Origin of the sequence: Psychrobacter fozii (genome assembly GCF_003217155.1) — a bacterium.
Taxonomy (GTDB): Bacteria; Pseudomonadota; Gammaproteobacteria; order Pseudomonadales; family Moraxellaceae; genus Psychrobacter; species Psychrobacter fozii.
Map to the genome: position 1 here is coordinate 92,206 of NZ_QJSU01000011.1, position 9,040 is coordinate 101,245.

6 protein-coding genes and 1 pseudogene are annotated in these 9,040 nt (G+C 41.7%); 5 read left to right on the forward strand and 2 right to left on the reverse strand.

Going from position 1 to position 9,040, the window contains the following annotated elements:
• Positions 1-36: 36 nt before the first annotated feature.
• Positions 37-1,755 (reverse strand): anthranilate synthase component I family protein, encoded by a 1,719-nt coding sequence (locus tag DFP82_RS13305; RefSeq protein ID WP_110924204.1) that lies wholly within the window; start codon positions 1,753-1,755, stop codon positions 37-39.
• A gap of 3 nt (positions 1,756-1,758) precedes the next feature.
• Positions 1,759-2,994 carry a beta-ketoacyl-ACP synthase II gene (locus tag DFP82_RS13310; RefSeq protein WP_110924205.1) on the reverse strand — a complete coding sequence of 412 codons (1,236 nt, stop codon included), beginning with the start codon at positions 2,992-2,994 and terminating at the stop codon, positions 1,759-1,761.
• Positions 2,995-3,624: 630 nt separating this feature from the next.
• Between DFP82_RS13310 and DFP82_RS13315 the strand changes: the two genes are divergently transcribed.
• The 5 genes and pseudogenes from DFP82_RS13315 to DFP82_RS14775 form a co-directional block, all read left to right on the forward strand.
• Positions 3,625-4,746 carry an EcsC family protein gene (locus DFP82_RS13315; RefSeq protein WP_110924206.1) on the forward strand — a complete coding sequence of 374 codons (1,122 nt, stop codon included), beginning with the start codon at positions 3,625-3,627 and terminating at the stop codon, positions 4,744-4,746.
• 451 nt (positions 4,747-5,197) lie between these two features.
• A complete protein-coding gene (rpsL, locus tag DFP82_RS13320) occupies positions 5,198-5,572 on the forward strand; it encodes a 30S ribosomal protein S12 (protein ID WP_011281154.1) in 375 nt (124 codons plus the stop codon).
• Between the two features lie 206 nt (positions 5,573-5,778).
• Positions 5,779-6,252, forward strand: coding sequence for a 30S ribosomal protein S7 (rpsG, locus tag DFP82_RS13325; RefSeq protein ID WP_110924207.1), 474 nt, complete (start codon positions 5,779-5,781; stop codon positions 6,250-6,252).
• A 361-nt stretch (positions 6,253-6,613) separates the two neighbouring features.
• Entirely contained in the window at positions 6,614-8,740 is a 2,127-nt protein-coding gene (gene fusA / locus DFP82_RS13330) for an elongation factor G (protein WP_110924208.1), read from the forward strand.
• 224 nt (positions 8,741-8,964) lie between these two features.
• Positions 8,965-9,040, forward strand: a pseudogene (locus DFP82_RS14775) (hypothetical protein); the annotation flags it as partial.

A 9,040-nucleotide genomic window follows, 5' to 3' on the forward strand; every position in this document is an offset into this window, starting at 1 on the left:
GCAGGCTTTATTTTTATGTACTTCTCAAAACAACACTCAATGTTGTTTACTCGGACTCTCTTGGGCAAGAACTGATAGCAAATTACCCACTTTATCCAAACATTCTTGGTATTCAGCATCGCAGTCAGAAGCGATAGTAATACCACCTCCAGCCCATAAGCTGATGTGTTTTTCTCTATTCAAATCATTATGTGATGAAGCGTTGGCTTGCAGCGTACGAATCAGTACATTCCATTGACCACTACCATCAAAATTCATATAACCCATAGTGCCGCAATAGGCACCACGTGGTGCTGTTTCTAATTCAGATATAATCTCAACGGCACGTTTTTTTGGTGTGCCAGTAATAGATCCAGCAGGCAAACTGCCGAACAATACTGCCAACGGATGGGTATTCTCTTTGAGCTCAGCGGTGATGGTGCTGACCATATGATGCACATTGCTAAAGCTTTCTATTGCAAATAGCTGTGGTACTTTTACGCTACCAATTTTGGCATATTTGCCTAAATCATTACGCAATAAATCGACAATCATCACATTTTCAGCACGATCTTTTTCACTATCGCTTAGTTGGTTTTTATAGCGGTTATCTTGTTCACTCGTTGCACCACGCGGCATCGTACCTTTAATAGGTTTAGTAATGATGTGATGTTTGCCAGTGTTGGTATCTTTTTTGAAGGTAAAAAACAGTTCAGGTGAGCAGCTTAATAATTCAAACGAATTCGTAAGTATATCAGGAGCGTTTAGACTGTCATGCATGCTATTAACTGACAGATATCCTGCAAAGGGCGCCTGCGTATTACGATATAGCATAGGTAAATAATCAATCAAATTAGATATTGATTGGGCATTGCTTGTCTTATGAGAGAGCTGACCGTGCCATTCTTGCGTCAGATTTATTTGATAGCAGTCGCCTTGTTTCAGATAGTCCTGAGTGCGGTCAAATGCTTGCTGATAATCATGCTTGCCCCATCGTGCTTGCAATATTAAAGGAGCAGGTTTTGATGATTCAAGGTATTTTTGACTCAGACATGTGTCAGACAACGTTTTATCTAGTCTGTCTAGATATGAGATAAGCGCTACGACGGCTTTGTCACTACACTCGTCATCAACGGTTTTGCCTGAGCTGTCAGCCGTTGTATTGACAGTTAACTGCCAACCAGTTCTGCTGGTTTCTTTAGGTGACAGATAAATATCGTAATGACCCAATACCGCACAAGGCTGTGCTGCGAGTTCGATATTGGCAGCTGGACTTAGCTCATGAGCCGCAATGTCATAGCCGATAAACCCTATTAGGCCATGATGATAATTGGGATTTTCAGTGATATCAGTTGTCGATGTTCTGTCATCAGTCTCATAAGCTTTACTATAAGTCGTTAAGCTGTTTTGCCATTCCGCATAGCTCATATAGGCCGTTGTGATGGCATTACTATTATCAGCATCGTTAGTCGTTTCAACATCACGGCCATGTCGAATAACTTTATAAGCAGCCAATTGTGTGTCAGGTAATTGATTATTAGCAGTATTAAAATAGACAGACCAGCTCACCTTAGGAAGTAAGCCGATTACGGGCCGTCCATTATTATTCAGCCAAACCAGCTGCCAATTTGCTTTAGCATCTTGTGCTAGCAAATAACGCTGTAGATGCGGCATTAATTCTGCGGCAGGCAGCTCACCAAAACGCCAGCTAGGATTAGTAGCTGGCGATAGGGCAGAATCTGTCTGCTCAGTAGTCTTGTGATTTTTTGCGTGCATCGGTTACGCGTCGAACTTTTTGATGATTAGCGTTGCGTTTGTACCACCAAAGCCAAAGCTGTTACTCATGAGTGTCTCAAGCTTGGTTTCGCGCATTTGGGCGACGATATCAAAGCCTTCAGCAGCAGGGTCTAATTCTTCGATATTGATACTTGGTGCGATAAAGCCTTCTTGTAGCATTAGTAAGCAGTAGATTAATTCTTGAGCACCGACCGCACCCAAACTATGACCAGTCATAGACTTGGTTGAGCTAAGAGCAGGTACTTTACTGACATCACCACCGAACACTTTAGCAATTGCTTTAAGTTCGGTGATGTCACCTAAAGGCGTGCTGGTACCGTGAGTATTAATATAATCAACGCTCTCCAAACCAGCTTCGGCTAATGCTTGCTGCATACAACGTACGGCGCCTTCACCGCTTGGCGCTACCATTTCAGCACCATCAGAGCTAGCACCATAACCGACGATTTCAGCCAAGATATTAGCACCGCGCGCTTGTGCATGCTCGAGACTTTCTACGACGACCATCGCACCACCCGCTGCAATCACAAAGCCATCACGGTCTTTGTCATACGCGCGCGAGGATTGCTTAGGCGTGTCGTTATATTGAGTACTCATCGCACCCATTGCGTCAAACATACATGATTGAGTCCAATGCTCAGCTTCACTACCACCTGCTAGGACGACATCGGCTTTGCCTAGTTGAATAAGCTCGGCAGCATGCCCGATACAATGTGTTGAAGTCGCACAAGCAGAGGAGATAGAGTAGGAGATACCGTGGATTTTTAGACCTGTTGCGAGCGCTGCTGATACTGAGCTGCCCATAGTCTTAGGTACTGCCATTGCGCCGACACCGCGTAGACCTTTCTCACGCATGGCGTCGACAGCAGCGACTACATTTTCTGTTGAAGCGCCGCCAGAGCTGGCAACCACACCGACACGTGGGTTTTGGCTGATGACATCAAGTGATAATCCAGAGTGTTTGATGGCATCTAACGCACTAACATAAGCATAGAGACTGGCATCACTAAAAAACCTTTTAAGCTTACGGTCGATAGCAGACGTGTCCAGTACTGATTTATCAATACTACCACTGACCTGTGACTTAAACTCATGCTCAGCATAAGAGTCATTGAACGTAATACCAGACTGTCCGTGCTTAAGAGCAGCAGTAACAGTGGCTAAATCATGTCCGATACAAGAGACAATCCCTGCTCCAGTGATAACAACGCGGCGCATATTCTATTCCTTATAAATAACGATTTTTTGATAATTACTGTTAATAAATTATTTTTAATAATCGTTTTTAATATCTACTTCTATTATTTGATCTCAAACATACCACTCTCTCATAACACACAATGTGTCAAAACAGTGTGTTAAAGAAAGCGTATTTTTGACTATCAAATGCTTCTGTTGCAGCTATAATTGCTGTCATAATTAAATGATATATTGTCTAGATGTACTCTTATAAAGGATATTTTATAAATCCGAGTACAACTGTACTGTGAATTATGGCATATGATAACGTATCAAGCGTCCAAAATCTTTGTACAAGTGCAAAATAACGACAAAATAGCGCTTAAGGTTAAAAGTTATCCAAAAATTAAATACATAAAAGGTGGTATGAAGAGGGCAGTCATCGATACATCGACCAGAGATATATGAGGCTGTGCTTGGATGTCACTGAACAAATAAACTTTAACATAGCATCAGTTATCGATTCAGTTATACTTTTAGATACAAAGTTTGTAATGGTGATAACATTGTTCGCACTGACACTGAATACAGTCATTCGCTAAGATAGCATATCAATTATAAGTAAAAATCTATTATTATAAAATCAATCACCACATTAAGGACATCACGATGGCAAAGCGTAGCATTCTTTCTAAAAGCATTAAAACCGTTGGCTCTCTGACCCGTAATAATCTAGAGCGCATGGGTGCAATCATTGACGGTGTCAATGCTAAGACAAGCAAGCCGCGTCAATACAAAGCGGTCAATTTGGGCGACGAAGATTATCAGCAAGATTTGTTTCGTGAGCAAACACTTAAAGCGACTCAGCAATTGCTAGGACCACGTTTTGCGACTTATGGCAAATATGCCAAAAAAGTAGTGCCAAATAGCTTTTTTCAGACAACCGTTGATGGTGCTTTTGCGCAAATAGCAAAGCTTGCGTCTAACTGGAGTCAGATTGATTTGCCTAGTGAGCATCGTTTTGCCAATATCGCCAACTTAGATGACGAGGAGCGTTATGCGCTAGCCACTGATATCGCCAATCAAAACCGCGCGCTTGCGACAATAGGTGGTTTGACAGGATTGGCGGGTTTGCTAGGATTGTTGGCTGATACGTTGTGGTTGTTACTAGTATCATTACGTACCGTTTATCAGTTGGCTGCTGTCTATAACAAACCGTTGACAGGCAGCCAAGGTATCAAGATGGCTTATGAATTGCTATCAAATGCAGACCTAAGCAAGATGCAAGAAAAACAAGCATTGCTGGCTGGTATCGGTATTGGTAAAGGCTTGCTCGATAATGCGCAAAATAGTGGTTTGCATAACGAGCTCAAAAATCTAGGCCTAAAAAACAAAAACGTTAATTTTTATGCAGAACAAGTTGATAATATCGCCAGTCAGGTTGGCATTGATTTGGATCAAATCAACTTATCATGGGTACGTCGTTTCTTACCGGCCACAGCGGTCGTCATTGGCATGCACTATAACAGTCAGTTAATTGATGAAGTAATCGGCGTGGCTCAAGCGACTTTTGCACCAGAAGCCAAGCTGGCAAATCGTGCAATTACGGATGACAGCAGTAGCGAAGCAAAAGTAGACAAAGCGGCTAGCAGCGATGAGCAAGAAAGTACTGACAACCATACCAAAGATAGCAATACTGAAAATAAAGATGGCACAGACGAGCAAGATGAATCATCTGATAGCTCGTCAAGCGACGCAAAAGATAAGTCTGCTGATAAGCAAAGTAAATAAAGACAATTTAAACATCTCTATTTTTTAGTTTTCTATATAAGGTTGCGTTTATAAGTCATTATAGGCCAATCGCTAACTATTAATATTGGTGGTATTATCTTTTAACTCTTGAAAATTTAGATAATATCGCCATTTACTTATCATAGATGTCTATTTATCACCAAACATCTTATTCAGACCACATGTGATATTGTTTTTTATGCCACGTTTAGTGACTTATTTTCTAGTTGGCTTTGAATTAAAGGCAGCTAAGTGGGTACAGCAACAGGCTGAATGCATATCTATCAAATGTTGTAAAGTACAATCACTCATAAGTGGTTGAAATAGCAGCAACAACTCTTTATAATACACTGTCCTAAAAATGGGTGCTCCGAAAATCTGTCATTAACGTCAGATGGATGGTGCATTACCCCATTTTTTTGTTTTATACCAAACGGGAGAAGGATGCCTCATGGCAACAACTAACCAATTGATTCGTAAAGGTCGCAAAACCATCAAGGAAAAGTCAAAAGTTCCTGCGTTGGAAGCGTGCCCACAGCGTCGCGGCGTATGCACTCGTGTATATACTACGACTCCTAAAAAACCTAACTCAGCCATGCGTAAAGTATGTCGTGTACGTTTGACTTCAGGCTATGAAGTATCAAGCTACATCGGCGGCGAAGGTCATAACCTACAAGAGCACAGTGTTGTTCTTATCCGTGGTGGTCGTGTAAAAGATCTACCAGGTGTACGTTATCACACCGTTCGTGGTGCATTGGATTGCGCAGGCGTTAAAGACCGTAAGCAAGGTCGTTCTAAATATGGTGCTAAGAAGCCTAAAGTTTAATAACTAATCGTTATTAGATAAGCTTTTTATACCAAACATTAACTGTGCATGGGTCTGGTGTTGACAGTATTATTAAATTAGTAATTCACTGTTAAAACATACCGCCGTGCAGTAAGGCTGACTGACAACTCGATATAACGCCACCTGATTAATAACTGGTGCGAGATTGTGAATGTCAGACACTCCTGAAGACAAGGAAATTTATTATGCCAAGACGTCGCGTCGTTGCTACCCGTGAGATCCTACCGGATCCTAAGTTTGGTAGCCAAACTGTTGCAAAATTCATCAACCATGTAATGAGTCATGGTAAAAAATCTACTGCTGAGCGTATCGTTTACGGTGCACTTGAAACAGTAAGCGAAAAACGTAAAATCGAAGATCCAGTATCTTTCTTCGAAGACGTTTTAGAAAATGTACGCCCAATGGTAGAAGTGAAAGCTCGCCGTGTTGGTGGTGCAACCTACCAAGTACCAATGGAAGTACGCCCCTCCCGTCGTACTGCATTGGCTATGCGTTGGATAGCTGAAGCTGCTGCTAAGCGTTCTGAGAAATCAATGGCACTGCGTTTAGCAGGCGAATTGAATGATGCTGCTGATGGCAAAGGCGCTGCTATGAAAAAGCGTGACGAAGTTCACCGCATGGCAGATGCTAACAAAGCATTCTCTCATTACCGCTTCTAAGCTACTGTTTACTAGTAGCTTTAGACTGGTTGGCTAAAGTTAACCAGTCTTACACTGTTATTTATTCTATTGATTGCCGCCATTATTTATTTAGTTGCTAATAGTCAAAAGCTATTTACAACTAAGATGGCGGACATCTATCAAGATGCTTCTCTAAAAAGACACTATTTAACTATTAACTAGGTTTAACGAGAGAGTATCCCAAATTTGATACCACACTATTCTTAGTATTTGCTCTTTTTTTGTCCGTATTAGGCTTAATAATCAGTAAGTAATATTACGAAGCTGTCCGCTTTGTCATAGAGTATGAGGTAGAGACACAATACATTATTATATACACGACTTTTCCTAGGAAAACACTATGGCTCGTAAAACTCCCCTAAAACGCTATCGCAATATTGGTATCTCAGCGCACATCGATGCTGGTAAGACAACCACTACCGAACGTGTTTTATTCTATACCGGTGTTAGCCACAAAATTGGCGAAGTACATGATGGCGCAGCCACCATGGACTGGATGGAGCAAGAACAAGAGCGTGGTATTACTATCACCTCAGCGGCAACTACTTGCTTTTGGTCAGGTATGGCAAAACAGTTTGATGAACATCGTATCAATATCATTGACACCCCAGGTCACGTTGACTTCACGATCGAAGTTGAACGTTCTATGCGTGTACTTGATGGCGCTTGCATGGTTTACTGTGCAGTAGGCGGCGTTCAGCCACAGTCTGAGACTGTTTGGCGTCAGGCTAACAAATATAAAGTTCCACGTCTTGCATTCGTAAACAAAATGGATCGCGTTGGTGCTGATTTTTATCGTGTTATCGAACAGATCAAAACCCGCTTAGGCGGCAACCCTGTACCATTGGTTATTCCAATTGGTAAAGAAGATGACTTCGAAGGTGTTGTTGATCTAGTAACCATGAAAGCTATCTATTGGGACGAAGCGTCTCAAGGCATGGAATATGACGAGCGCGAAATCCCAGCTGAATTACAAGAAAAAGCTGAAGAATATCGTGAGCTTCTTGTAGAAAATGCTGCTGAAGCAAACGAAGAGTTGATGAACGAATATCTTGAAAATGGTGAATTGACTGTAGAACAGATCAATACTGCTATTCGTCAGTTGACTATTGATAACCAAATTATTCCATTGCTTTGTGGTACTGCCTTTAAGAACAAAGGTGTACAGAAGATGTTGGATGCGGTTATTCAGTATCTTCCAGCACCAATGGATGTACCTGCTATCCGCGGTATTCTTGATGACAAAGATGAATCAGAAGGCTTCCGTGAAGCATCTGATGATGTACCGTTCTCAGCTTTAGCATTCAAAATCATGAATGACAAATTCGTTGGTAACTTAACCTTCGTTCGTGTTTATTCAGGTGTTTTGACGCAAGGTAGCAGCGTATATAACCCAGTTAAAATGAAGCGTGAGCGTGTTGGCCGTATCGTACAGATGATGGCTAACTCTCAAGAAGAGTTGCAAGAAATCCGTACTGGTGACATCGCTGCATTGGTTGGTATGAAAGACGTAACGACTGGTGATACGCTATGTGATGAGCAAAATGTTATCACGCTTGAGCGCATGGAATTCCCAGATCCAGTTATCAGCCTAGCGGTTGAACCTAAGACCAAAGCTGACCAAGAAAGAATGTCAATCGCTTTAGGTCGTTTGGCCAAAGAAGATCCATCGTTCCGTGTACATACTGACGAAGAATCTGGTCAGACAATCATCAGTGGTATGGGTGAGCTGCATTTAGAAATTCTTGTTGACCGTATGAAGCGTGAATTCAACGTTGAAGCAAACATCGGTGCACCACAGGTTGCTTATCGTGAAACGATTCGTAACACTGTCGAACAAGAAGGCAAATTCGTACGTCAAACAGGTGGTCGTGGTAAGTTCGGTCATGTTTGGTTACGTCTTGAGCCACTTGATCCAGCTGGCGATACTGAGTATGAATTCGCTGAAGAAGTTGTTGGTGGTACTGTACCAAAAGAATTCCATGGTGCCGTTGATAAAGGTATCCAAGAGCGCATGAAAAACGGCGTACTTGCTGGTTACCCAGTAGTTGGCGTAAAAGCGACCTTGTATGATGGTTCTTATCATGATGTCGATTCTGATGAATTGTCATTCAAGATGGCTGGTTCTATGGCCTTCAGAAAAGGTTTCATGGCAGCTGACCCAGCACTACTTGAGCCAGTAATGAAAGTAGAAGTTGAAACGCCTGAAGATTACATGGGCGACATCATGGGCGATCTTAGCCGTCGTCGTGGTTTAGTACAGGGTATGGAAGACTTACCTGGTGGTACTAAACAGATTCGTGCTGAAGTACCATTAGCGGAAATGTTTGGTTATGCCACACAAATGCGCTCAATGTCACAAGGCCGTGCTACTTATTCAATGGAATTCCAAAAGTACGCTGAGATTCCAAAATCAGTTGCTGCTGAAATCATCTCTAAGTTCAATAATAAAGATGATGACGAGTAAGTAAAAATTTATTAAAGACGGCAATATAGCTAATATCATTATATTGTCATCGAAAAATACGCCAATAACTCGTTAAAAGACTTGTTATTGGCTGTTATTTTCTTATAATATCTGCACATTAGTATGTGTGATTTTTTAACAATTATCTTAATGAGGTCAAGATTGCCTTAGTTGTCGTATTTATACGAGCCAAGCATTTGATCCCAAAAAAAGAGGAAATACCCATGGCAAAGGCCAAGTTTGAACGTCTAAAACCGCATGTCAACGTTGGTACCATCGGACACGTTGACCACGGTAAAA